General features: G+C 46.8%; 6 protein-coding genes, 9 rRNA genes, 4 pseudogenes and 1 riboswitch. Of the genes and pseudogenes, 1 reads left to right on the plus strand and 18 read right to left on the minus strand.

Annotated elements, in window-relative coordinates:
* Window positions 1-34 precede the first annotated feature (34 nt).
* The 9 genes and pseudogenes from purF to RGF10_RS22955 all read right to left on the minus strand — a co-directional run bounded on the left by purF (window position 35) and on the right by RGF10_RS22955 (window position 9,109).
* Window positions 35-1,447: pseudogene (purF, locus tag RGF10_RS22915) on the minus strand (amidophosphoribosyltransferase).
* A pseudogene (purL, locus tag RGF10_RS22920) lies at window positions 1,432-3,649 on the minus strand (phosphoribosylformylglycinamidine synthase subunit PurL). Before purL ends, purF begins: the two co-directional pseudogenes overlap by 16 nt.
* Window positions 3,633-4,316, minus strand: a complete 684-nt coding sequence (purQ, locus tag RGF10_RS22925; protein WP_318506044.1) for a phosphoribosylformylglycinamidine synthase subunit PurQ — start codon at window positions 4,314-4,316, stop codon at window positions 3,633-3,635. The pseudogene purL and the gene purQ overlap by 17 nt, the downstream one beginning before the upstream one ends.
* The gene (gene purS, locus RGF10_RS22930; RefSeq protein ID WP_318506045.1) at window positions 4,313-4,567 is read right to left on the minus strand and encodes a phosphoribosylformylglycinamidine synthase subunit PurS; all 255 of its coding nucleotides are present in this window, start codon (window positions 4,565-4,567) and stop codon (window positions 4,313-4,315) included. The genes purQ and purS overlap by 4 nt, the downstream gene beginning before the upstream one ends.
* Window positions 4,560-5,273 (minus strand): phosphoribosylaminoimidazolesuccinocarboxamide synthase, encoded by a 714-nt coding sequence (gene purC / locus RGF10_RS22935; protein WP_318506048.1) that lies wholly within the window; start codon window positions 5,271-5,273, stop codon window positions 4,560-4,562. Before purC ends, purS begins: the two co-directional genes overlap by 8 nt.
* Window positions 5,274-5,531: 258 nt before the next feature.
* Complete coding sequence (gene purB, locus RGF10_RS22940) at window positions 5,532-6,830, minus strand: adenylosuccinate lyase (RefSeq protein WP_318506051.1); 1,299 nt, start codon at window positions 6,828-6,830, stop codon at window positions 5,532-5,534.
* A gap of 3 nt (window positions 6,831-6,833) precedes the next feature.
* Window positions 6,834-7,986 (minus strand): annotated as a pseudogene (purK, locus tag RGF10_RS22945) (5-(carboxyamino)imidazole ribonucleotide synthase).
* A pseudogene (purE, locus tag RGF10_RS22950) lies at window positions 7,973-8,460 on the minus strand (5-(carboxyamino)imidazole ribonucleotide mutase). Before purE ends, purK begins: the two co-directional pseudogenes overlap by 14 nt.
* 264 nt (window positions 8,461-8,724) lie before the next feature.
* Window positions 8,725-8,826: riboswitch (purine riboswitch) on the minus strand.
* Window positions 8,827-8,914: 88 nt separating this feature from the next.
* Window positions 8,915-9,109, minus strand: a complete 195-nt coding sequence (locus RGF10_RS22955) for an NETI motif-containing protein (RefSeq protein WP_318506053.1) — start codon at window positions 9,107-9,109, stop codon at window positions 8,915-8,917.
* Between the two features lie 201 nt (window positions 9,110-9,310).
* Between RGF10_RS22955 and RGF10_RS22960 the strand changes: the two genes are divergently transcribed.
* Window positions 9,311-10,324, plus strand: coding sequence for a DUF1646 family protein (locus tag RGF10_RS22960; RefSeq protein ID WP_318509672.1), 1,014 nt, complete (start codon window positions 9,311-9,313; stop codon window positions 10,322-10,324).
* Window positions 10,325-10,583: 259 nt separating this feature from the next.
* On the opposite strand, the gene rrf (RGF10_RS22965) is transcribed toward RGF10_RS22960, so the two are convergent.
* The 9 genes from rrf (RGF10_RS22965) to RGF10_RS23005 form a co-directional block, all read right to left on the minus strand.
* Window positions 10,584-10,700 (minus strand): 5S ribosomal RNA (gene rrf / locus RGF10_RS22965).
* A gap of 62 nt (window positions 10,701-10,762) precedes the next feature.
* Window positions 10,763-13,699, minus strand: a 23S ribosomal RNA gene (locus tag RGF10_RS22970).
* Window positions 13,700-13,895: 196 nt separating this feature from the next.
* Window positions 13,896-15,445 (minus strand): 16S ribosomal RNA (locus tag RGF10_RS22975).
* A gap of 248 nt (window positions 15,446-15,693) precedes the next feature.
* Window positions 15,694-15,809, minus strand: a 5S ribosomal RNA gene (rrf, locus tag RGF10_RS22980).
* A 62-nt stretch (window positions 15,810-15,871) separates the two neighbouring features.
* Window positions 15,872-18,809 (minus strand): 23S ribosomal RNA (locus tag RGF10_RS22985).
* A 196-nt stretch (window positions 18,810-19,005) separates the two neighbouring features.
* A 16S ribosomal RNA gene (locus tag RGF10_RS22990) occupies window positions 19,006-20,555 on the minus strand.
* 248 nt (window positions 20,556-20,803) lie between these two features.
* Window positions 20,804-20,920 (minus strand): 5S ribosomal RNA (rrf, locus tag RGF10_RS22995).
* 62 nt (window positions 20,921-20,982) lie between these two features.
* Window positions 20,983-23,919: ribosomal RNA gene (locus tag RGF10_RS23000) — 23S ribosomal RNA — on the minus strand.
* Between the two features lie 196 nt (window positions 23,920-24,115).
* Window positions 24,116-25,665: ribosomal RNA gene (locus RGF10_RS23005) — 16S ribosomal RNA — on the minus strand.
* The 16S, 23S and 5S rRNA genes sit together here, the layout of an rRNA operon.
* Window positions 25,666-25,988: the final 323 nt, after the last annotated feature.

A 25,988-nucleotide genomic window follows, 5' to 3' on the forward strand; every position in this document is an offset into this window, starting at 1 on the left:
TTATTAAGAAAAGCAGCATAAGTTCTTATGCTGCTTATTTTTGATAGTAATATTGCAGTGTATCCGGATAAAGCTCTGTCGGATATTCCCCTGTAAAGCACGCTAAGCATTGTCCACAATTTTTATCTTTATCCACTCTGCCAACTGCTTCAAGCATACCTTCAACACTAATGAAAGTTAGTGAGTCAGCACCGATTAGTTCCCGGATTTCTTCAACGGAATTAGAGGAAGCAATTAGCTCTTCCTTTGTTGACGTATCAATCCCGTAAAAGCACGGATTTTTGATTGGTGGTGAACTAATCACAACATGTACCTCTGTCGCACCGGCATCCTTTAACATCGTCACGATTCTTCGACTTGTTGTCCCCGAACAATCGAGTCATCAACCATAATCACACGTTTCCCTTCAACCACACCCCGAACAGGAGAGAGCTTCATCTTAACTCCTTGCTCTCTTAATGATTGTGAAGGCTGAATAAAGGTCCGACCAACATAACGATTTTTCACTAAGCCCATTTCATACGGAATTCCTGATGCTTCAGCATACCCGATTGCTGCTGAAATGCTTGAGTCAGGAACACCTGTCACCACATCCGCTTCAATCTTTGCTTCCGCAGCCAGTCTTTTCCCCATTTTCTTACGGGCTGTATGAACATTAATTCCATGGATATCACTATCCAGGTCTTGAAAAATAAATATATTCCATTGCACAAATTGCACTTTGCTTGTCTTCCGAGAAGAATTCAGTCGTAATCCCCTCATCATTTATAACAAGCAATTCCCCTGGAACAATGTCGCGTACAAACTCTGCCCCAACGACATCGAATGCGCATGTTTCAGACGCGACAATATAGGCATCCCCAAGGCGCGCTAAGGAAAGCGGTCTTAAACCATGTGGGTCTAATGCCACCATCATTTCTGATTCCGTTAAAATCACATAGGCAAATGCACCTTCGATTTGCTTCAATGCACTCTTTACTTGATCCTTCAAGTGACGCTCGCCACTACGACGGATCAAATGAGCCAATACTTCCGTATCTGAGCTTGTTTGAAAAATACTACCTTGCTGCTCAAGGATTGATTTTATCAAACTGGCATTAACCAAATTCCCATTATGAGCAAGCGCAATACTGCCAGTTTGGGAGTGGAAAAGAAGTGGCTGAACATTTTCATATCCACTTCCACCAGCCGTTGCATAACGAACATGACCAATTGCTGCTTTTCCAGATAGCTCTGACATCACGTCAGAAGTAAATACCTCTGTAACTAGACCTTCCCCTTTAGCGATATCTAACTTTTTACCATCCGTAGTAACAATTCCTGTCCCCTCTTGTCCGCGGTGCTGAAGGCTATGAAGGCCATAATAGGTAATGCTGGCAGCGTCACAATGTCCCCAAACGCCGAAAACTCCGCACTCTTCATTCAAGCCTCTTAATTCAGCAAGCATGGAATAGCTCCTTTCCAAGCCTTCTCTAAATTCTCAACTTGTTCTTTTATTACATTTACACCGTCAACAGCGATAGATAAAACAGGTGCAGCTGTTACTTCACCGATTAATGTGGCACCAACTGCTGCTTCAAATGCTTGTTGATTTTCCTTTTTCACTGTTAATAAAAAGCGTGATTGGCTTTCACTAAATAAAGCAGCTACTGGATTTCCAGTTACGGTAATATCCGCACCAAGCCCCGTTCCAATTGCACTTTCTGCAACTGCAACCGCAAGACCACCTTCAGCTAAATCATGAGCAGATTCAACTAATCCAGCGCGAATCGCTGCTAACACTTTTTGTTGATAGTCTTTTTCAATTGCTAAGTCAAGTTCCGGAGATTTTCCGTAAATTTTTCCGTTCAGCATTTTTTGAAGCTCACTGCCGCCAAATTCATCCTTTGTTTCACCTAAAAGATATACAAGGTCGAGCGCTTCTTTAAAACTTTGAGTCGTAATGTGTTTTAAATCTGTGATCAATCCAACCATTCCAATAACAGGTGTTGGATAAATCGCTGTTCCATTTGTTTCGTTATACATCGATACATTTCCACCGATTACAGGGGTATTTAGTTCCCGGCACGCTTCGGAAATACCATCAGCAGATTTCTCGATTTGCCAGAAGATTTCCGGTTTCTCTGGATTTCCGAAATTCAGGTTATCTGTAACTGCAAGCGGCTCTGCTCCAGAACAAACAATGTTTCGCGCAGCTTCTGCCACAGCAATTTTTCCGCCAGTTTCAGGGTCCAAATAGAGATAGCGCGAATTACAATCAGTCGTCATCGCCAACGCTTTTTCTGTCCCTCTGATACGAAGAACAGCTGCATCAGAGCCTGGCGCTACAACTGTATTGGTACGAACCATATAATCATATTGGTCGTAAACCCACTCTTTAGAAGCGATTGTAGGCTGTTGTAATAATTGCACTAATGTTTCACCGTAGTTCTCAATCGCCGGCACTTCATTTTCCATCGCCTGGAAGTCACGGAAGTATTGCGGTTCTGCAGATGGCATATTGTAAACAGGTGCATCCTCTGCCAACGCATCAACCGGAACATTCGCGACAACTTCACCTTTATGAATCAAGCGGTACATTTTATCATCGGTTACAACCCCAATAGCAACCGCTTCAAGATCATATTTAGAGAAAATATCAACAATCTCTTGTTCTCTGCCTTTTTGGACAACAATCAGCATCCGCTCTTGCGATTCAGACAGCATCATTTCATATGGAGTCATTCCAGTTTCACGCTGTGGGACAAAATCCAGATTCAATTCCATTCCTGATCCGGCTTTACTTGCCATCTCCGAGCTTGAGCTAGTTAACCCAGCTGCTCCCATATCCTGAATCCCAACGAGGGCATCACAATGAATCAATTCTAAACATGCTTCCAATAATAGCTTTTCCATAAACGGATCGCCGACTTGAACCGCTGGACGATCCTCATCAGAAGCATCATGTAACTCCTCGGAAGCGAATGTTGCACCATGGATTCCGTCACGACCTGTTTTCGCACCTACATACATAACCGTGTTTCCAACGCCATGGGCCTGACCTTTTTTAATATCCTTATGGTCGATTAAACCGACACACATTGCATTAACTAACGGATTTCCATCATAGGAAGGATCAAATTGAACCTCACCACCAACGGTTGGAATTCCAATACAGTTTCCGTAACCAGCAATACCTGCGACAACTTCTTTAAACAAATAACGAACTCGTGCAGAATCAGAAAGTTCACCGAAGCGTAAAGAGTTCAGCATCGCAATTGGTCTAGCCCCCATAGAAAAGATATCACGGATAATACCGCCTACACCTGTCGCTGCCCCTTGATATGGTTCAATTGCCGACGGATGATTATGACTCTCAATTTTAAATACAACCGCTTGATTATCACCGATATCAACGACTCCAGCACCTTCTCCAGGCCCTTGAAGTACTCTTTCCCCTGTAATTGGAAATCTCTTCAATATAGGCTTTGAGGTTTTATAGCTACAATGCTCAGACCACATAACCGAAAATAGTCCGGTTTCGGTGTAATTAGGCGTGCGGCCGAGGATTTTTTCAACCATAGCAAATTCCGCATCGGACATACCCATTTCCGCATAGACTCGTTCTGACTTAATTTGCTCCAGGAGTTGGTTCAAGCTTTAACGACATATGATTCCCTCCATTGTTTCACGATCGATTTAAAAAGTTTAAGACCATCAGCACCACCGAGTAGTTCATCGACCGCTCTTTCAGGATGCGGCATCATCCCTAACACATTTCCGCGCTCATTTATGATACCCGCGATATTTTCAAGACTTCCATTTGGATTATCTACATACGTAAAGACAATCTGTTTATTCTCCTGCATTTGCTTTAATGTTGCTTCATCACAATAGTAATTCCCTTCGCCATGGGCGACTGGAATCGAAATCAATTCACCAGCTGCATAGTCATTTGTAAACAATGTTGCATTGTTCTCGACCTTTAACTGTACTGGACGACAAATGAATTTCAAGCTCTCATTTCGGCGCAATGCCCCTGGAAGTAAACCAGCCTCTAATAAAATTTGGAATCCGTTACAAACCCCTAATACCGGTTTGCCAGCTTCTGCAGCCTTTTTAATTTCATTCATAATATTGCTGAAACGGGCAATCGCCCCGCATCTTAAATAGTCTCCATATGAAAAGCCACCAGGGAGTAAAATCGCATCAAAACGATCTAAATCCTTCTCCGCATGCCAAACATACTCAACATCGGAACCTAGTTCATCCTTAATAGCAGAGAACATGTCGACGTCACAATTTGAACCAGGAAATACGATTACCGCAAATTTCATTGGGTGACACTCTCCTCTATTTCATAGCGGAAATCCTCAATTACCGGATTAGCTAACAGCTTTTCACAAGCTTCTTTCACAACCTCTTCTACATCACGACCTGTAGGATCAACATACAGCTCCATAAATTTACCAATACGTACATCCTTAATTTCGTTATAGCCTAAAGAGTGAAGGGCATGATTAACTGCTTTCCCTTGTGGATCCAATACACTTTCTCTTAACGTTACATAAACTTTAACCTTAACCAAGCTGAACGCCTCCTAAGCGAGCCAAAATATTTTCATAAGCATCCGTAAGATTTCCTAAATCACGGCGGAATACATCCTTATCGAGCTTTTCATTCGTTTTTGCATCCCATAATCTGCACGTATCAGGTGAAATTTCATCTGCCAAAACAATATTTCCTAAATTATCTTTCCCGAATTCTAGCTTAAAATCGATTAATCGAATTCCTAATTCTGCAAAAAAGCTTGATAAAACTGCATTTACCTTAAGCGCTTTTTCCTTTAATGTCTCAACCTCTTCCACTGTGGCAAGGTCAAGCTCAAGGATATGATCAATCGTCACCAACGGATCCCCTAAATTATCATCCTTATAATAAAACTCGACTAACGGCTTGGATAATGCTTGCCCTTCTTCAAATCCTAATCGCTTTGCAAGACTACCTGCAGCTACATTCCGTGTAACGACTTCAAGCGGCACAATGCTAACCTTCTTAACTAACTGCTCAATTTCAGAAATCTGCTTAATAAAATGAGTCTCAATCCCTTGTTCATGAAGCTTTAAAAATAGCAAACTAGTAATGGCATTATTTAAACGGCCTTTACCGCTAATATCCGCCTTCTTTTCACCATTAAAGGCTGTGGCAGAATCCTTGTACTCCACTAATACTACATTCTCATCATCAGTTGAATAAATTTTCTTTGCCTTTCCCTCATAAAGAAGCTCTTTCATCCATTGCGGGCAGAATCTCTACTCCGTCACCAAGACGGGGACCAGCCCTTCTCTCCTTTCGGCTAACCAATTAAATGGTTTCAATTACGAATATTGGGATATTTCGAATGTTCAGTCTGGAGCATTTGTAAGAAGGTAAGATCATGCACTTCACTTACCTTCTTATTTATTTCAGTTTTTCTTTTGCCGGTATATCCGCTTTAGGACTCGCTTTCCGCTTGAATCGTCCTAAGTGAACAATACTTCCAAAGAAAATTCTTATTCAGTTAATCCTACGCGGTCAAAAATCGTATCCACGTGCTGAAGGTGATAGCTGTAATCGAAACAGTTTGCAATTTCTTCAGCAGTAAGATTAGAGGTAATTTTTTCATCCGCTTCAATTAAGCTACGGAACGGAACCTGTAACTCCCATGCTTTCATTGCATTCGGTTGAACGGTATCATACGCCTCTTCACGTGCAAAGCCTTTGTCAATTAACGCAAGTAGAACGCGTTGAGAGTAAATCAACCCAAGTGTACGGTCCATGTTACGTTTCATATTTTCTGGGTAAACCGTTAAGTTTTTAATAATATTAGCGAAACGGTTTAACATGTAATTTAACGCTATTGTTGCATCTGGGATAATAACCCGTTCTGCAGAGGAATGTGAGATATCACGTTCATGCCATAACGGAACATTTTCATACGCCGTTAACATATATCCACGAATGACACGAGCCATTCCAGTCATGTTCTCAGAACCAATTGGATTACGCTTATGTGGCATAGCAGAAGATCCCTTTTGACCTTTTGCGAAAAATTCCTCAACCTCACGTGTCTCACTCTTCTGTAAGCCACGAACCTCAACCGAAAACTTCTCAATTGAAGTCGCAATCAATGCTAAAGTAGACATATAATGTGCATGTCGATCACGTTGTAGAGTTTGTGTAGAATTTGGTGCAGCTTGCAAGCCTAATTTTTCACAAACATACTTTTCAACAAATGGATCGATATTCGCATACGTACCTACCGCACCAGAAATCTTTCCGAATTCAATCCCTTCAGCAGCAGCTTTGAATCGCTCCAAATTCCGTTTCATTTCCTCATACCATAGAGCTAGCTTCAAACCAAAAGTAGTCGGCTCAGCGTGAACCCCATGAGTACGACCCATCATAACAGTGTACTTATGCTCAATCGCTTTATTTTTCAAAATCTCAATGAAATTCTCGATATCTTTTAACAAAATTTCATTAGCCTGTCTAATTAAGTAAGAAAGTGCAGTGTCAACAACATCTGTTGAAGTTAAACCGTAATGAACCCATTTCCGTTCTTCACCTAGCGTTTCAGAAACGGCACGAGTGAAAGCAACTACATCATGTCTTGTATCCTTTTCAATTTCATAAATTCGGTTAATATCAAATGAAGCATTTTCACGAAGCTTCTTCACATCTTCCTTTGGAATATCACCAAGCTCAGCCCATGCTTCACAAGCTAAAATCTCCACTTCCAACCATGCTTTAAAACGGTTTTCCTCTGTCCAAATTGCACCCATTTCAGGTCTTGTATAACGATCAATCATGTTTTATCCTCCGATCAAAATAAAGCTATCCCAGATTTTACTATCATCTGCCGCTAAAATTGCCTCTTCTACGGAATCTCGCAAAAGAGTGACATGACCCATTTTCCGGCCATTTTTTGCTTCCTTTTTACCATACAAATGAATTTTCCAGTTAGATAATGTTGGAATACATTCTAATAATGCAGCTTGATGTTCCCCTAAAATATTCACCATAACCGCTGGCTTTAACAGCTTTGTGCTTCCTAACGGCCAATTACAAATTGCCCGTATATGCTGTTCAAACTGCGACGTCTCACAAGCATCAATCGTATAATGCCCAGAGTTATGCGGTCTTGGTGCTAACTCATTAATAAAAATCGATTCATCCTCCATCACAAACATTTCGACAGCAAGAGTACCGACCATTCCCAAAGATTCGACAAGTTGAAGCGCTGCTTTTAAAGCATTGTCTCGAGCAGCCTCACCTATCCGAGCTGGAACAATGGTTTGATGCAATATATTGTTCACATGGATATTCTCTGCCACCTGGAAAAATTGCCGTTTCACCCTTTACACTTCGCGATACAATTACCGAAATCTCCGTTGTAAATGGCATCCATTTTTCCAGTACACACTCACCATGTGTTAAAAGCGCATCGGCCCGATCAATATCGGCTTCACACTTTATCACGAGTTGACCTTTTCCATCATAACCGCCACGAGCAGTTTTCAATACAGCAGGGTAACCAAGCACCTCTATGTTATCATAAATAGCCTGTTTCGTCTGAATCACAGCGGATGGGGCAACCTCAATTCCTGCCGCCTGAATCGCCTTTTTCTCATTAATCCGATCCTTTGTAATCTCAAGCAACTCTGTCCCTTGAGGTACAAAAGCCCGATCACTAACCGACTTCAACGCTTCTGCATCTATATTTTCAAACTCATACGTAAGCACATCACTAATCGCTGCCAAGCGCTCAATCGCACTAAAATCATCATAATCCGCAACAATCTTATAATCAGCTACCTGACCACAAGGAGAATCCTCTGCTGGATCTAACACCGCAATCCGAAACCCTTGCGCCTTAGCCGCGAGTGCCATCATTCTACCCAGCTGGCCACCACCAATAATCCCAATCGTCTGTCCAGGCAACACAACCATATTAGACAAGCTCATCACTGCTTTCCATCGCTTGTAATTTCGTTTCCTGCCTCAATGTTTCAATTCGATCAGCGAGCTCTGCATCCGTAATCGCCAAAATCTGTGCCGCCAATAACCCGGCATTGGTTGCTCCACTCGTCCCAATCGCTACCGTTGCCACCGGAACTCCCCAGGCATCTGCACAATCGATAACAACGAATCAAGCCCATTCAACGCGCGTGATTGTACTGGCACACCTATAACCGGCAACGTCGTCTTAGCCGCTACCATCCCTGGCAAATGGGCAGCGCCCCCAGCACCTGCGATAATCACCTGAATGCCGCGTTCCCTTGCTGACTCCGCATATTCAAACATCAAATCAGGAGTACGGTGGGCAGACACAACCTTCTTCTCAAACGGAACCCCTAAACGCTCCAAACTCAGACAAGCATGTTTCATCGTCTCCCAGTCAGACTTACTCCCCATAATCACGCCAACCTTCGCTTCCACCAAATCCCTCCTAAACTCTTTTGCAAAATTCCCCTTTTATTAAAATAAACCAAATATCACTAGCAGCCAGTACTCCGATAGCCCATTGAGCATCAGAACCCAACAAGTCTATCCATTCGCCCAAAAGACAATAAATCTCCTAGACAACAAAAAAGCCCCAACAGAAATGTTTCCCTTCATAAAAATAAGAGAAAGCAGTCTGTCCGGGCCTAAGATGCATAAAAAATACCATCCTAAAGAAGAAGTGAATGTACCCACTCCTAAACGGTTACCACTTTCCCTCATAGTCCAATTTTTTACGGCAATTGGGTAGAAACTCATGGGCCATATTCCCATTATTATACGAGGGCGATGTCACTATCTATAATGTTACATTTATCATACCAACAATAATGTTTTCCTGTCAATAAATATATCGAACATTTACTGTTGGCAACTTGTTAATGTTCGTGTTTTACTCCAACTTTTTCGCTTCAAAGACGATATAACGCCCCATTGGCTCATAAGTGACCGAAGACCCCAGCTTTACTTCCTTGAAGATTGGCTTTTCAATTCTTCTGATGGGAGTATACCCCTCATCCTTCATACGATTTAAGCATGCTTCTATCGACTCATTCTCTTGAACTTCAAATTGTTTTTTTGAGCTCATTTTTCAAAATTTTCCTTTCTAATCTATGTTTACTAGAATTAAATTAAAATTAACTTTTTTTGATTATAACAGAAGGAATAACACAACGCTAAGAAATTAAAAATCTGAAACCAAACATTTTATCAGAATAATTATTTTTTATTTTATCAAAGTCGGATATAATAATTTTTATGATTAAAAAATTACACATAAAGGATATGAATAATGATTGGACTATTGGTTATTTTAGTTTTAGTTTTATTATTACCATTCTCAGTAAAAAAAGTTGAAGAAAATTTAGAAGTATTTTTATTCGCTATGGGGGTTGCTGCAGCTGCCTTCAGTGGATTGCTAAATGGGCACTTAATAGAAAAAGCTTTAATTGATCCAATAAATATTACACTGGCTGTCCTACTTGCCGGATTAGTGACTAAATGGGCACAGCGTCCATTAGAACGTTCGATTTTAACGATGAGTAAACTTCTTTCACCAAGAATTTTCCTTGCTTTAACAGTCATTTTTTTAGGATTAGCATCCAGCATTATTACGGCTATTATTGCTGCGATTGTGCTCGTCATAATCATCAATGTCCTTCCGCTTGACCGGCAATCAGAAATCCGCTTTGCTGTACTAGCATGTTTCTCTATCGGCCTTGGTGCCGCACTCACACCAATTGGTGAACCTTTATCAACTATAACAGTCAGCAAACTTAATGAGGGATTCTTTTACCTATTAGACTTGATCGGTTGGGAAGTAATTCCTGCCGTTGTCCTTTTTGGTTTATTAACAATCATATTTGTAAAGCCACATGAAAGCACGTCAAGTTTAGAATCAGCTCAAAAAACGGAAAGCTATAAAGAAATCTTAATTCGTTCATTAAAAATCTATTTATTCGTAATGGGATTAACCTTCCTTGGGCATGGTTTTGAACCACTAATTAATGAGTATATTTTAGGACTCCATCCTATGCTTTTATACTGGATTAATATTATCTCAGCTATTTTAGATAACGCAACCCTTGCAGCAGCCGAAATTAGCCCAGCAATGAATGGAGAAACCATACAGGCAATCCTTTTAGGACTTCTTATTAGCGGAGGGATGTTAATCCCAGGCAATATTCCCAATATCATTTCGGCAAGCAAATTAAACATTACAAGTAAAGAATGGGCACAGTTTGGAGTCCCTGTTGGTTTAATAACGATGTTAGTTTATTTCATTGTGATATTTGCCTTTTAATACGTCCTGATTCCATAAAAACACATATTAGACCTTGAGGAATTTCCTTCAGGGTCTCTTTCTATTATTTATCTTCGTACTTGCAGGGTCACAGGGGCATATTGTGCATTCTTGAAACAATTGATTCAGGAAGGATTTATCCAGTTAATGAAGAACTTAAGAAATTAATAGATTCAGATTCATTATTTTCAAAAACCATGTTCCAATAATATTTTTTTGCATAAAAAAAACAGCCTAATCGGCTGTTTTTTATCTTTTGCCCAGGCAACGTCCTACTCTCACAGGGGGAGAGCCCCCAACTACCATTGGCGCTGAGAAGCTTAACTTCCGTGTTCGGTATGGGAACGGGTGTGACCTTCTCGCTATCGCCACCAGACAAATGAACTTGAGGAATTTCATTCCCTCAAAACTAGATAATGCAGAAGAAGAAAAACGTTTTTGGTTAAGTCCTCGATCGATTAGTATCAGTCAGCTCCACATGTCGCCACGCTTCCACCTCTGACCTATCAACCTGATCATCTTTCAGGGATCTTACTAGCTTGCGCTATGGGAAATCTCATCTTGAGGGGGGCTTCATGCTTAGATGCTTTCAGCACTTATCCCGTCCGCACATAGCTACCCAGCTATGCCTTTGGCAAGACAACTGGTACACCAGCGGTGCGTCCATCCAGGTCCTCTCGTACTAAGGACAGCTCCTCTCAAATTTCCTGCGCCCACGACGGATAGGGACCGAACTGTCTCACGACGTTCTGAACCCAGCTCGCGTACCGCTTTAATGGGCGAACAGCCCAACCCTTGGGACCGACTACAGCCCCAGGATGCGATGAGCCGACATCGAGGTGCCAAACCTCCCCGTCGATGTGGACTCTTGGGGGAGATAAGCCTGTTATCCCAGGGGTAGCTTTTATCCGTTGAGCGATGGCCCTTCCATGCGGAACCACCGGATCACTAAGCCCGACTTTCGTCCCTGCTCGACTTGTAGGTCTCGCAGTCAAGCTCCCTTGTGCCTTTACACTCTACGAATGATTTCCAACCATTCTGAGGGAACCTTTGGGCGCCTCCGTTACTTTTTAGGAGGCGACCGCCCCAGTCAAACTGCCCACCTGACACTGTCTCCTACCCCGATCAGGGGTATGGGTTAGAATTTCAATACAGCCAGGGTAGTATCCCACCGATGCCTCCACCGAAGCTGGCGCTCCGGTTTCTACGGCTCCTACCTATCCTGTACAAGCTGTACCAAAATTCAATATCAGGCTACAGTAAAGCTCCACGGGGTCTTTCCGTCCTGTCGCGGGTAACCTGCATCTTCACAGGTACTATAATTTCACCGAGTCTCTCGTTGAGACAGTGCCCAGATCGTTACGCCTTTCGTGCGGGTCGGAACTTACCCGACAAGGAATTTCGCTACCTTAGGACCGTTATAGTTACGGCCGCCGTTTACTGGGGCTTCGGTTCAAAGCTTCGCTTGCGCTAACCTCTCCCCTTAACCTTCCAGCACCGGGCAGGCGTCAGCCCCTATACTTCGCCTTGCGGCTTTGCAGAGACCTGTGTTTTTGCTAAACAGTCGCCTGGGCCTATTCACTGCGGCTCTTCTAGGCTTTAACACCCAAAAGAGCACCCCTTCTCCCGAAGTTACGGGGTCATTTTGCCGAGTTCCTTAACGAGAGTTCTCTCGCTCACCTTAGGATTCTCTCCTCGACTACCTGTGTCGGTTTGCGGTACGGGCACCTTTTATCTCGCTAGAGGCTTTTCTTGGCAGTGTGGAATCAGGAACTTCGGTACTATATTTCCCTCGGCATCACAGCTCAGCCTTCTCGGAAATGGGATTTGCCTCATTTCCAGCCTAACTGCTTACACGCACATATCCAGCAGTGCGCTTACCCTATCCTCCTGCGTCCCCCCGTTGCTCAAACGATAATGAGGTGGTACAGGAATATCAACCTGTTATCCATCGCCTACGCCTTTCGGCCTCGGCTTAGGTCCCGACTAACCCTGAGCGGACGAGCCTTCCTCAGGAAACCTTAGTCATTCGGTGGATGGGATTCTCACCCATCTTTCGCTACTCATACCGGCATTCTCACTTCTAAGCGCTCCACCAGTCCTTACGGTCTAGCTTCAACGCCCTTAGAACGCTCTCCTACCACTGACATCGTAGATGTCAATCCACAGCTTCGGTGATACGTTTAGCCCAGGTACATTTTCGGCGCAGAGTCACTCGACCAGTGAGCTATTACGCACTCTTTAAATGGTGGCTGCTTCTAAGCCAACATCCTGGTTGTCTAAGCAACTCCACATCCTTTTCCACTTAACGTATACTTTGGGACCTTAGCTGGTGGTCTGGGCTGTTTCCCTTTTGACTACGGATCTTATCACTCGCAGTCTGACTCCCACGGATAAGTCTTTGGCATTCGGAGTTTGTCTGAATTCGGTAACCCGATGAGGGCCCCTAGTCCAAACAGTGCTCTACCTCCAAGACTCTTACTACGTGAGGCTAGCCCTAAAGCTATTTCGGAGAGAACCAGCTATCTCCAAGTTCGATTGGAATTTCTCCGCTACCCACACCTCATCCCCGCACTTTTCAACGTGCGTGGGTTCGGGCCTCCAGTTGGTGTTACCCAACCTTCACCCTGGACATGGGTAGATCACCTGGTTTCGGGTCTACGACCACATACTAATACGCCCTATTCAGACTCGCTTTCGCTGCGGCTCCGTCTTCTCAACTTAACCTTGCATGTAATCGTAACTCGCCGGTTCATTCTACAAAAGGCACGCCATCACCCATTAACGGGCTCTGACTACTTGTAGGCACACGGTTTCAGGATCTCTTTCACTCCCCTTCCAGGGGTGCTTTTCACCTTTCCCTCACGGTACTGGTTCACTATCGGTCACTAGGGAGTATTTAGCCTTGGGAGATGGTCCTCCCTGCTTCCGACCGGATTTCACGTGTCCGGCCGTACTCAGGATCCACTCAGGAGGGAACGAAGTTTCAACTACAGGGTTTTTACCTTCTTTGACGGACCTTTCCAGATCTCTTCATTTACCCCGTTCCTTTGTAACTCCATGTTGAGTGTCCTACAACCCCAAGAGGCAAGCCTCTTGGTTTGGGCTATGTCCCGTTTCGCTCGCCGCTACTCAGGGAATCGCGTTTGCTTTCTCTTCCTCCGGGTACTTAGATGTTTCAGTTCCCAGGGTGTGCCTTCAATACCCTATGTATTCAGGTAAAGATACTACTCCATTACGAGTAGTGGGTTCCCCCATTCGGAAATCTCCGGATCAAAGCTTACTTACAGCTCCCCGAAGCATATCGGTGTTAGTACCGTCCTTCATCGGCTCCTAGTGCCAAGGCATCCACCGTGCGCCCTTTCTAACTTAACCTAAAGGTTAATTCTCTTATTATTAAGAGAGAAAAAACTAATGTGGTGTTTCTTGTTTTCTTCTTCTTACGATTATCTAGTTTTCAAAGAACGAAATGATACAGAGGAATTGCTCCCTCAAAACTAAACAAACAAAGCGGTCAACAGTACAGACCAGAAGGTCTGCATTCCGATTGTCTTTACGACAATATCCTTAGAAAGGAGGTGATCCAGCCGCACCTTCCGATACGGCTACCTTGTTACGACTTCACCCCAATCATCTGTCCCACCTTAGGCGGCTGGCTCCTTACGGTTACCCCACCGACTTCGGGTGTTACAAACTCTCGTGGTGTGACGGGCGGTGTGTACAAGGCCCGGGAACGTATTCACCGCGGCATGCTGATCCGCGATTACTAGCGATTCCAGCTTCATGTAGGCGAGTTGCAGCCTACAATCCGAACTGAGAATGGTTTTATGGGATTGGCTCGACCTCGCGGTTTCGCGACCCTTTGTACCATCCATTGTAGCACGTGTGTAGCCCAGGTCATAAGGGGCATGATGATTTGACGTCATCCCCACCTTCCTCCGGTTTGTCACCGGCAGTCACCTTAGAGTGCCCAACTAAATGCTGGCAACTAAGATCAAGGGTTGCGCTCGTTGCGGGACTTAACCCAACATCTCACGACACGAGCTGACGACAACCATGCACCACCTGTCACTCTGTCCCCCGAAGGGGAACGTCCTATCTCTAGGAGTGTCAGAGGATGTCAAGACCTGGTAAGGTTCTTCGCGTTGCTTCGAATTAAACCACATGCTCCACCGCTTGTGCGGGCCCCCGTCAATTCCTTTGAGTTTCAGCCTTGCGGCCGTACTCCCCAGGCGGAGTGCTTAATGCGTTTGCTGCAGCACTAAAGGGCGGAAACCCTCTAACACTTAGCACTCATCGTTTACGGCGTGGACTACCAGGGTATCTAATCCTGTTCGCTCCCCACGCTTTCGCGCCTCAGCGTCAGTTACAGACCAAAGAGCCGCCTTCGCCACTGGTGTTCCTCCACATCTCTACGCATTTCACCGCTACACGTGGAATTCCGCTCTTCTCTTCTGCACTCAAGTTCCCCAGTTTCCAATGACCCTCCCAGGTTCAGCCGGGGGCTTTCACATCAGACTTAAGGAACCGCCTGCGCGCGCTTTACGCCCAATAATTCCGGACAACGCTTGCCACCTACGTATTACCGCGGCTGCTGGCACGTAGTTAGCCGTGGCTTTCTGGTTAGGTACCGTCAAGGTACCGGCAGTTACTCCGATACTTGTTCTTCCCTAACAACAGAGCTTTACGACCCGAAGGCCTTCTTCGCTCACGCGGCGTTGCTCCGTCAGACTTTCGTCCATTGCGGAAGATTCCCTACTGCTGCCTCCCGTAGGAGTCTGGGCCGTGTCTCAGTCCCAGTGTGGCCGATCACCCTCTCAGGTCGGCTACGCATCGTCGCCTTGGTGAGCCGTTACCTCACCAACTAGCTAATGCGCCGCGGGCCCATCTGTAAGTGACAGCCGAAACCGTCTTTCAGCTTTCCCTCATGAGAGGGAAAGGATTATCCGGTATTAGCTCCGGTTTCCCGAAGTTATCCCAGTCTTACAGGCAGGTTGCCCACGTGTTACTCACCCGTCCGCCGCTGATATCAGGGAGCAAGCTCCCATCAATCCGCTCGACTTGCATGTATTAGGCACGCCGCCAGCGTTCGTCCTGAGCCAGGATCAAACTCTCCAAGAAAGTTGATTTAGCTCGTTTTAAAACGTTGGCTCATGTTTTCTATTATTATAGAAGAAACATGATTATTATTGTTTGTTGACGTTTGTTTGTTTAGTTTTCAAAGAACAATCTGCTAAAACATCAGCTTTAATATAGTAACATTTCCATTTAGAAATGTCAACACATTAATTTCGATTGATATCTGTATTAAGTTAAGAATTAGTATTCTATCAATCTATTAATAATTTAAAGAAACATTAAGTTTCTTTGCCCGGCAACGTCCTACTCTCACAGGGGAGAGCCCCCAACTACCATCGGCGCTGAGAAGCTTAACTTCCGTGTTCGGTATGGGAACGGGTGTGACCTTCTCGCTATCGCCACCAGACAAATGAACTTGAGGAATTTCATTCCCTCAAAACTAGATAATGCAGAAGAAGAAAAACGTTTTTGGTTAAGTCCTCGATCGATTAGTATCAGTCAGCTCCACATGTCGCCACGCTTCCACCTCTGACCTATCAACCTGATCATCTTTCAGGGATCTTACTAGCTTGCGCTATGGGAAATCTCATCTTGAGGGGGGCTTCATGCTTAGATGCTTTCAGCACTTATCCCGTCCGCACATAGCTACCCAGCTATGCCTTTGGCAAGACAACTGGTACACCAGCGGTGCGTCCATCCCGGTCCTCTCGTACTAAGGACAGCTCCTCTCAAATTTCCTGCGCCCACGACGGATAGGGACCGAACTGTCTCACGACGTTCTGAACCCAGCTCGCGTACCGCTTTAATGGGCGAACAGCCCAACCCTTGGGACCGACTACAGCCCCAGGATGCGATGAGCCGACATCGAGGTGCCAAACCTCCCCGTCGATGTGGACTCTTGGGGGAGATAAGCCTGTTATCCCAGGGGTAGCTTTTATCCGTTGAGCGATGGCCCTTCCATGCGGAACCACCGGATCACTAAGCCCGACTTTCGTCCCTGCTCGACTTGTAGGTCTCGCAGTCAAGCTCCCTTGTGCCTTTACACTCTACGAATGATTTCCAACCATTCTGAGGGAACCTTTGGGCGCCTCCGTTACTTTTTAGGAGGCGACCGCCCCAGTCAAACTGCCCACCTGACACTGTCTCCTACCCCGATTAGGGGTATGGGTTAGAATTTCAATACAGCCAGGGTAGTATCCCACCGATGCCTCCACCGAAGCTGGCGCTCCGGTTTCTACGGCTCCTACCTATCCTGTACAAGCTGTACCAAAATTCAATATCAGGCTACAGTAAAGCTCCACGGGGTCTTTCCGTCCTGTCGCGGGTAACCTGCATCTTCACAGGTACTATAATTTCACCGAGTCTCTCGTTGAGACAGTGCCCAGATCGTTACGCCTTTCGTGCGGGTCGGAACTTACCCGACAAGGAATTTCGCTACCTTAGGACCGTTATAGTTACGGCCGCCGTTTACTGGGGCTTCGGTTCAAAGCTTCGCTTGCGCTAACCTCTCCCCTTAACCTTCCAGCACCGGGCAGGCGTCAGCCCCTATACTTCGCCTTGCGGCTTTGCAGAGACCTGTGTTTTTGCTAAACAGTCGCCTGGGCCTATTCACTGCGGCTCTTCTAGGCTTTAACACCCAAAAGAGCACCCCTTCTCCCGAAGTTACGGGGTCATTTTGCCGAGTTCCTTAACGAGAGTTCTCTCGCTCACCTTAGGATTCTCTCCTCGACTACCTGTGTCGGTTTGCGGTACGGGCACCTTTTATCTCGCTAGAGGCTTTTCTTGGCAGTGTGGAATCAGGAACTTCGGTACTATATTTCCCTCGGCATCACAGCTCAGCCTTCGCGGAAATGGGATTTGCCTCATTTCCAGCCTAACTGCTTACACGCACATATCCAGCAGTGCGCTTACCCTATCCTCCTGCGTCCCCCCGTTGCTCAAACGATAATGAGGTGGTACAGGAATATCAACCTGTTATCCATCGCCTACGCCTTTCGGCCTCGGCTTAGGTCCCGACTAACCCTGAGCGGACGAGCCTTCCTCAGGAAACCTTAGTCATTCGGTGGATGGGATTCTCACCCATCTTTCGCTACTCATACCGGCATTCTCACTTCTAAGCGCTCCACCAGTCCTTACGGTCTAGCTTCAACGCCCTTAGAACGCTCTCCTACCACTGACATCGTAGATGTCAATCCACAGCTTCGGTGATACGTTTAGCCCAGGTACATTTTCGGCGCAGAGTCACTCGACCAGTGAGCTATTACGCACTCTTTAAATGGTGGCTGCTTCTAAGCCAACATCCTGGTTGTCTAAGCAACTCCACATCCTTTTCCACTTAACGTATACTTTGGGACCTTAGCTGGTGGTCTGGGCTGTTTCCCTTTTGACTACGGATCTTATCACTCGCAGTCTGACTCCCACGGATAAGTCTTTGGCATTCGGAGTTTGTCTGAATTCGGTAACCCGATGAGGGCCCCTAGTCCAAACAGTGCTCTACCTCCAAGACTCTTACTACGTGAGGCTAGCCCTAAAGCTATTTCGGAGAGAACCAGCTATCTCCAAGTTCGATTGGAATTTCTCCGCTACCCACACCTCATCCCCGCACTTTTCAACGTGCGTGGGTTCGGGCCTCCAGTTGGTGTTACCCAACCTTCACCCTGGACATGGGTAGATCACCTGGTTTCGGGTCTACGACCACATACTCATACGCCCTATTCAGACTCGCTTTCGCTGCGGCTCCGTCTTCTCAACTTAACCTTGCATGTAATCGTAACTCGCCGGTTCATTCTACAAAAGGCACGCCATCACCCATTAACGGGCTCTGACTACTTGTAGGCACACGGTTTCAGGATCTCTTTCACTCCCCTTCCAGGGGTGCTTTTCACCTTTCCCTCACGGTACTGGTTCACTATCGGTCACTAGGGAGTATTTAGCCTTGGGAGATGGTCCTCCCTGCTTCCGACCGGATTTCACGTGTCCAGGCCGTACTCAGGATCCACTCAGGAGGGAACGAAGTTTCAACTACAGGGTTTTTACCTTCTTTGACGGACCTTTCCAGATCTCTTCATTTACCCCGTTCCTTTGTAACTCCATGTTGAGTGTCCTACAACCCCAAGAGGCAAGCCTCTTGGTTTGGGCTATGTCCCGTTTCGCTCGCCGCTACTCAGGGAATCGCGTTTGCTTTCTCTTCCTCCGGGTACTTAGATGTTTCAGTTCCCAGGGTGTGCCTTCAATACCCTATGTATTCAGGTAAAGATACTACTCCATTACGAGTAGTGGGTTCCCCCATTCGGAAATCTCCGGATCAAAGCTTACTTACAGCTCCCCGAAGCATATCGGTGTTAGTACCGTCCTTCATCGGCTCCTAGTGCCAAGGCATCCACCGTGCGCCCTTTCTAACTTAACCTAAAGGTTAATTCTCTTATTATTAAGAGAGAAAAAACTAATGTGGTGTTTCTTGTTTTCTTCTTCTTACGATTATCTAGTTTTCAAAGAACGAAATGATACAGAGGAATTGCTCCCTCAAAACTAAACAAACAAAGCGGTCAACAGTACAGACCAGAAGGTCTGCATTCCGATTGTCTTTACGACAATATCCTTAGAAAGGAGGTGATCCAGCCGCACCTTCCGATACGGCTACCTTGTTACGACTTCACCCCAATCATCTGTCCCACCTTAGGCGGCTGGCTCCTTACGGTTACCCCACCGACTTCGGGTGTTACAAACTCTCGTGGTGTGACGGGCGGTGTGTACAAGGCCCGGGAACGTATTCACCGCGGCATGCTGATCCGCGATTACTAGCGATTCCAGCTTCATGTAGGCGAGTTGCAGCCTACAATCCGAACTGAGAATGGTTTTATGGGATTGGCTCGACCTCGCGGTTTCGCGACCCTTTGTACCATCCATTGTAGCACGTGTGTAGCCCAGGTCATAAGGGGCATGATGATTTGACGTCATCCCCACCTTCCTCCGGTTTGTCACCGGCAGTCACCTTAGAGTGCCCAACTAAATGCTGGCAACTAAGATCAAGGGTTGCGCTCGTTGCGGGACTTAACCCAACATCTCACGACACGAGCTGACGACAACCATGCACCACCTGTCACTCTGTCCCCCGAAGGGGAACGTCCTATCTCTAGGAGTGTCAGAGGATGTCAAGACCTGGTAAGGTTCTTCGCGTTGCTTCGAATTAAACCACATGCTCCACCGCTTGTGCGGGCCCCCGTCAATTCCTTTGAGTTTCAGCCTTGCGGCCGTACTCCCCAGGCGGAGTGCTTAATGCGTTTGCTGCAGCACTAAAGGGCGGAAACCCTCTAACACTTAGCACTCATCGTTTACGGCGTGGACTACCAGGGTATCTAATCCTGTTCGCTCCCCACGCTTTCGCGCCTCAGCGTCAGTTACAGACCAAAGAGCCGCCTTCGCCACTGGTGTTCCTCCACATCTCTACGCATTTCACCGCTACACGTGGAATTCCGCTCTTCTCTTCTGCACTCAAGTTCCCCAGTTTCCAATGACCCTCCCAGGTTCAGCCGGGGGCTTTCACATCAGACTTAAGGAACCGCCTGCGCGCGCTTTACGCCCAATAATTCCGGACAACGCTTGCCACCTACGTATTACCGCGGCTGCTGGCACGTAGTTAGCCGTGGCTTTCTGGTTAGGTACCGTCAAGGTACCGGCAGTTACTCCGATACTTGTTCTTCCCTAACAACAGAGCTTTACGACCCGAAGGCCTTCTTCGCTCACGCGGCGTTGCTCCGTCAGACTTTCGTCCATTGCGGAAGATTCCCTACTGCTGCCTCCCGTAGGAGTCTGGGCCGTGTCTCAGTCCCAGTGTGGCCGATCACCCTCTCAGGTCGGCTACGCATCGTCGCCTTGGTGAGCCGTTACCTCACCAACTAGCTAATGCGCCGCGGGCCCATCTGTAAGTGACAGCCGAAACCGTCTTTCAGCTTTCCCTCATGAGAGGGAAAGGATTATCCGGTATTAGCTCCGGTTTCCCGAAGTTATCCCAGTCTTACAGGCAGGTTGCCCACGTGTTACTCACCCGTCCGCCGCTGATATCAGGGAGCAAGCTCCCATCAATCCGCTCGACTTGCATGTATTAGGCACGCCGCCAGCGTTCGTCCTGAGCCAGGATCAAACTCTCCAAGAAAGTTGATTTAGCTCGTTTTAAAACGTTGGCTCATGTTTTCTATTATTATAGAAGAAACATGATTATTATTGTTTGTTGACGTTTGTTTGTTTAGTTTTCAAAGAACAATCTGCTAAAACATCAGCTTTAATATAGTAACATTTCCATTTAGAAATGTCAACACATTAATTTCGATTGATATCTGTATTAAGTTAAGAATTAGTATTCTATCAATCTATTAATAATTTAAAGAAACATTAAGTTTCTTTGCCCGGCAACGTCCTACTCTCACAGGGGGAGAGCCCCCAACTACCATCGGCGCTGAGAAGCTTAACTTCCGTGTTCGGTATGGGAACGGGTGTGACCTTCTCGCTATCGCCACCAGACAAATGAACTTGAGGAATTTCATTCCCTCAAAACTAGATAATGCAGAAGAAGAAAAACGTTTTTGGTTAAGTCCTCGATCGATTAGTATCAGTCAGCTCCACATGTCGCCACGCTTCCACCTCTGACCTATCAACCTGATCATCTTTCAGGGATCTTACTAGCTTGCGCTATGGGAAATCTCATCTTGAGGGGGGCTTCATGCTTAGATGCTTTCAGCACTTATCCCGTCCGCACATAGCTACCCAGCTATGCCTTTGGCAAGACAACTGGTACACCAGCGGTGCGTCCATCCCGGTCCTCTCGTACTAAGGACAGCTCCTCTCAAATTTCCTGCGCCCACGACGGATAGGGACCGAACTGTCTCACGACGTTCTGAACCCAGCTCGCGTACCGCTTTAATGGGCGAACAGCCCAACCCTTGGGACCGACTACAGCCCCAGGATGCGATGAGCCGACATCGAGGTGCCAAACCTCCCCGTCGATGTGGACTCTTGGGGGAGATAAGCCTGTTATCCCAGGGGTAGCTTTTATCCGTTGAGCGATGGCCCTTCCATGCGGAACCACCGGATCACTAAGCCCGACTTTCGTCCCTGCTCGACTTGTAGGTCTCGCAGTCAAGCTCCCTTGTGCCTTTACACTCTACGAATGATTTCCAACCATTCTGAGGGAACCTTTGGGCGCCTCCGTTACTTTTTAGGAGGCGACCGCCCCAGTCAAACTGCCCACCTGACACTGTCTCCTACCCCGATTAGGGGTATGGGTTAGAATTTCAATACAGCCAGGGTAGTATCCCACCGATGCCTCCACCGAAGCTGGCGCTCCGGCTTCTACGGCTCCTACCTATCCTGTACAAGCTGTACCAAAATTCAATATCAGGCTACAGTAAAGCTCCACGGGGTCTTTCCGTCCTGTCGCGGGTAACCTGCATCTTCACAGGTACTATAATTTCACCGAGTCTCTCGTTGAGACAGTGCCCAGATCGTTACGCCTTTCGTGCGGGTCGGAACTTACCCGACAAGGAATTTCGCTACCTTAGGACCGTTATAGTTACGGCCGCCGTTTACTGGGGCTTCGGTTCAAAGCTTCGCTTGCGCTAACCTCTCCCCTTAACCTTCCAGCACCGGGCAGGCGTCAGCCCCTATACTTCGCCTTGCGGCTTTGCAGAGACCTGTGTTTTTGCTAAACAGTCGCCTGGGCCTATTCACTGCGGCTCTTCTAGGCTTTAACACCCAAAAGAGCACCCCTTCTCCCGAAGTTACGGGGTCATTTTGCCGAGTTCCTTAACGAGAGTTCTCTCGCTCACCTTAGGATTCTCTCCTCGACTACCTGTGTCGGTTTGCGGTACGGGCACCTTTTATCTCGCTAGAGGCTTTTCTTGGCAGTGTGGAATCAGGAACTTCGGTACTATATTTCCCTCGGCATCACAGCTCAGCCTTCGCGGAAATGGGATTTGCCTCATTTCCAGCCTAACTGCTTACACGCACATATCCAGCAGTGCGCTTACCCTATCCTCCTGCGTCCCCCCGTTGCTCAAACGATAATGAGGTGGTACAGGAATATCAACCTGTTATCCATCGCCTACGCCTTTCGGCCTCGGCTTAGGTCCCGACTAACCCTGAGCGGACGAGCCTTCCTCAGGAAACCTTAGTCATTCGGTGGATGGGATTCTCACCCATCTTTCGCTACTCATACCGGCATTCTCACTTCTAAGCGCTCCACCAGTCCTTACGGTCTAGCTTCAACGCCCTTAGAACGCTCTCCTACCACTGACATCGTAGATGTCAATCCACAGCTTCGGTGATACGTTTAGCCCCGGTACATTTTCGGCGCAGAGTCACTCGACCAGTGAGCTATTACGCACTCTTTAAATGGTGGCTGCTTCTAAGCCAACATCCTGGTTGTCTAAGCAACTCCACATCCTTTTCCACTTAACGTATACTTTGGGACCTTAGCTGGTGGTCTGGGCTGTTTCCCTTTTGACTACGGATCTTATCACTCGCAGTCTGACTCCCACGGATAAGTCTTTGGCATTCGGAGTTTGTCTGAATTCGGTAACCCGATGAGGGCCCCTAGTCCAAACAGTGCTCTACCTCCAAGACTCTTACTACGTGAGGCTAGCCCTAAAGCTATTTCGGAGAGAACCAGCTATCTCCAAGTTCGATTGGAATTTCTCCGCTACCCACACCTCATCCCCGCACTTTTCAACGTGCGTGGGTTCGGGCCTCCAGTTGGTGTTACCCAACCTTCACCCTGGACATGGGTAGATCACCTGGTTTCGGGTCTACGACCACATACTAATACGCCCTATTCAGACTCGCTTTCGCTGCGGCTCCGTCTTCTCAACTTAACCTTGCATGTAATCGTAACTCGCCGGTTCATTCTACAAAAGGCACGCCATCACCCATTAACGGGCTCTGACTACTTGTAGGCACACGGTTTCAGGATCTCTTTCACTCCCCTTCCAGGGTGCTTTTCACCTTTCCCTCACGGTACTGGTTCACTATCGGTCACTAGGGAGTATTTAGCCTTGGGAGATGGTCCTCCCTGCTTCCGACCGGATTTCACGTGTCCTGGCCGTACTCAGGATCCACTCAGGAGGGAACGAAGTTTCAACTACAGGGTTTTTACCTTCTTTGACGGACCTTTCCAGATCTCTTCATTTACCCCGTTCCTTTGTAACTCCATGTTGAGTGTCCTACAACCCCAAGAGGCAAGCCTCTTGGTTTGGGCTATGTCCCGTTTCGCTCGCCGCTACTCAGGGAATCGCGTTTGCTTTCTCTTCCTCCGGGTACTTAGATGTTTCAGTTCCCCGGGTGTGCCTTCAATACCCTATGTATTCAGGTAAAGATACTACTCCATTACGAGTAGTGGGTTCCCCCATTCGGAAATCTCCGGATCAAAGCTTACTTACAGCTCCCCGAAGCATATCGGTGTTAGTACCGTCCTTCATCGGCTCCTAGTGCCAAGGCATCCACCGTGCGCCCTTTCTAACTTAACCTAAAGGTTAATTCTCTTATTATTAAGAGAGAAAAAACTAATGTGGTGTTTCTTGTTTTCTTCTTCTTACGATTATCTAGTTTTCAAAGAACGAAATGATACAGAGGAATTGCTCCCTCAAAACTAAACAAACAAAGCGGTCAACAGTACAGACCAGAAGGTCTGCATTCCGATTGTCTTTACGACAATATCCTTAGAAAGGAGGTGATCCAGCCGCACCTTCCGATACGGCTACCTTGTTACGACTTCACCCCAATCATCTGTCCCACCTTAGGCGGCTGGCTCCTTACGGTTACCCCACCGACTTCGGGTGTTACAAACTCTCGTGGTGTGACGGGCGGTGTGTACAAGGCCCGGGAACGTATTCACCGCGGCATGCTGATCCGCGATTACTAGCGATTCCAGCTTCATGTAGGCGAGTTGCAGCCTACAATCCGAACTGAGAATGGTTTTATGGGATTGGCTCGACCTCGCGGTTTCGCGACCCTTTGTACCATCCATTGTAGCACGTGTGTAGCCCAGGTCATAAGGGGCATGATGATTTGACGTCATCCCCACCTTCCTCCGGTTTGTCACCGGCAGTCACCTTAGAGTGCCCAACTAAATGCTGGCAACTAAGATCAAGGGTTGCGCTCGTTGCGGGACTTAACCCAACATCTCACGACACGAGCTGACGACAACCATGCACCACCTGTCACTCTGTCCCCCGAAGGGGAACGTCCTATCTCTAGGAGTGTCAGAGGATGTCAAGACCTGGTAAGGTTCTTCGCGTTGCTTCGAATTAAACCACATGCTCCACCGCTTGTGCGGGCCCCCGTCAATTCCTTTGAGTTTCAGCCTTGCGGCCGTACTCCCCAGGCGGAGTGCTTAATGCGTTTGCTGCAGCACTAAAGGGCGGAAACCCTCTAACACTTAGCACTCATCGTTTACGGCGTGGACTACCAGGGTATCTAATCCTGTTCGCTCCCCACGCTTTCGCGCCTCAGCGTCAGTTACAGACCAAAGAGCCGCCTTCGCCACTGGTGTTCCTCCACATCTCTACGCATTTCACCGCTACACGTGGAATTCCGCTCTTCTCTTCTGCACTCAAGTTCCCCAGTTTCCAATGACCCTCCCGGTCTAGCCGGGGGCTTTCACATCAGACTTAAGGAACCGCCTGCGCGCGCTTTACGCCCAATAATTCCTGGACAACGCTTGCCACCTACGTATTACCGCGGCTGCTGGCACGTAGTTAGCCGTGGCTTTCTGGTTAGGTACCGTCAAGGTACCGGCAGTTACTCCGGTACTTGTTCTTCCCTAACAACAGAGCTTTACGACCCGAAGGCCTTCTTCGCTCACGCGGCGTTGCTCCGTCAGACTTTCGTCCATTGCGGAAGATTCCCTACTGCTGCCTCCCGTAGGAGTCTGGGCCGTGTCTCAGTCCCAGTGTGGCCGATCACCCTCTCAGGTCGGCTACGCATCGTCGCCTTGGTGAGCCGTTACCTCACCAACTAGCTAATGCGCCGCGGGCCCATCTGTAAGCGACAGCCGAAACCGTCTTTCAGCTTTCCCTCATGAGAGGGAAAGGATTATCCGGTATTAGCTCCGGTTTCCCGAAGTTATCCCAGTCTTACAGGCAGGTTGCCCACGTGTTACTCACCCGTCCGCCGCTGATATCAGGGAGCAAGCTCCCATCAATCCGCTCGACTTGCATGTATTAGGCACGCCGCCAGCGTTCGTCCTGAGCCAGGATCAAACTCTCCAAGAAAGTTGATTTAGCTCGTTTTAAAACGTTGGCTCATGTTTTCTATTATTATAGAAGAAACATGATTATTATTGTTTGTTGACGTTTGTTTGTTTAGTTTTCAAAGAACAATTTATTATGTCCGTCAGAAGCGAACTTTACTAGTATACCTTGCTAACAAATCAATGTCAACAACTTTTTTAAGTTATTAATAATTGTTAATTGTTTCGTAAGGCTGTTTTTCTATAATACCTTCATAACCAAAATAAATCAACATGTTTTTCAATATTTTTTTCCTCTAATTTTTTCCATTTGTTCATAATAAATATGTCTGTTGAGCTATAGTA

Source organism: Bacillus sp. T3, from assembly GCF_033449965.1.
Lineage (GTDB): Bacteria > Bacillota > Bacilli > Bacillales > Cytobacillaceae > Bacillus_BU.